Genomic DNA, 1,701 nt, shown 5'->3' with positions numbered 1-1,701 from the left:
TTGTGTCTACGTCCGATGGTACAGCAATTGTGACTTCATTGCTGTAGTCGGAGAAGTTCGGTTTCGCATCTTTTGCACGCACTTTGTACTTGTACGTCTTGCCCGCAACAACGGTGCTGTCGATGTATGTCGTTGCATTCACAGCAACAGTCGTCGTGTTTGCGCCTTCTGTACGAGTTACTTCATAGCCCTCAACTTTGATGTTGTCGGTCGAGGCACTCCAAGACAATGTTACTGTCTTCGGTGTGCCTGTTCCGAGGCTGCCTGCCAGGTTGGCAGGGATCGAAGGAGCGATTGTATCCGTTCCTTGCGGTTTCTCCCCGACTTTCACTTGGCCTGCGCCGCCGTTAGCGCCAGGGATGTACGTGTTGTCGCCTACGTTGAAGAAGTAGTTCTTCTGGCCGTTGCTGTCCCATACATTGCTGCCGTTGTTGAAGCAAGCTTCCAGACGGGTAGCCGTGCCGATATCGATCGTCATTTTCTTGTAGCCCGGGTTAAGCGGATCGTTCTCCATCTTCACGCCCGGAGTAGCTGTCCACGTGCCGCCTTCAGCGCGGTAGTGAATGTTGACGTTCGTCCAGCCCTCTTTGTAGTAGACTGTTACTTTGTTGCCTGGCACGTATACCGGTTTGCCTGGCGTTACGACACCAGCGCTATACGTGTTGTCGCCTTTGTTGAAGAAGTAGTTCTTCTGGTTGTTGCTGTCCCATTGTCCGCTGCCGTTGTTGAATGCTGCTTCGACACGGGTAGCTGTGCTTGTTCCAAGGTCAATCGTGTACTTGGCATAGCCCGGAACTTCGGACTCATCCATCTTCGTGCCTGGAGCAACGGTCCATGTGCCGCCTTCAGGACGGTAGTGGATATAAGGTGTTGCAAATCCTTTTTTGTAGTAAACCGTTACTGTGTTGCCAGTAGTGCCTGGATCAGTCGTTACACTGATCTCGTTGCTCGGATCGGAGGAGCTTCCTGCATTGCTCGTCGCGATCACTTTGTACGTGTACGCTGTTGCGCCCGTCAAGCCGGTATCCGTGTAGGATGTCGTCGTTGCCGTGCCAACCTTGCTGCCATTGCGGTATACATCATAGCCAGCAATGCCGGAGCTATGCGTGGATGCCTGCCATGTGAGCGATACGGTCTTATCCGTCTTGGCGGTTGAAGCCAGACCAGTTGGTGTTGTTGGTGCTACAACAGTTCCACTGTCATTCGTTGTCACCGTGATTGTGCTGCTGTCAGCGGATAATTTACCAGAGTTGCTCTTCGCAACTACTTTGTACGTATACGCTGTCAGCTTGATCAAGCCTGTATCCGTGTAGGAAGTCGTTGTTGCCGTACCCACTTTGACGCCATTGCGGTACACATCGTAGCCAGCAATGCCGGAGCTGTGAGTGGACGCATTCCAGGTCAAGGATACGGTCTTGTCCGTCTTGCCGGTTGAAGCCAGACCAGTTGGTGTCGTTGGCCTCGTATCTTCCGGATCTGAATCATGCCACGCGGTGCCATCGTACCAGCCCGTTGCCGTTCTTGCAAAGCCCGGTTGGCTTTGGCCAGGGAGCTGCTTGCCTGTGTTGTCTTTGAAGATCATTTTTGCAGCTTCTGCTGTATCGAAGCTGTAGACGTACCAGTCGCCGCCAACGCTTGTCATTGCAGGAGCTGTCGCCCATGTAGGCTCATTCGCTTCCTTAGGTGCTGTTTCGTAGAAGT

At 53.0% G+C, this 1,701-nt stretch carries 1 protein-coding gene; it reads right to left on the bottom strand.

Annotated features, from left to right (window positions below; genetic code table 11):
• A partial coding sequence (locus K0T92_RS24440; protein ID WP_219875245.1) for a carbohydrate binding domain-containing protein occupies positions 1–1,701 on the bottom strand: 1,701 nt, incomplete at both ends.

This window comes from Paenibacillus oenotherae (assembly GCF_019443105.1).
GTDB lineage: Bacteria > Bacillota > Bacilli > Paenibacillales > Paenibacillaceae > Paenibacillus_Z > Paenibacillus_Z oenotherae.
This window is presented reverse-complemented; position numbering and strand designations above follow the sequence as displayed.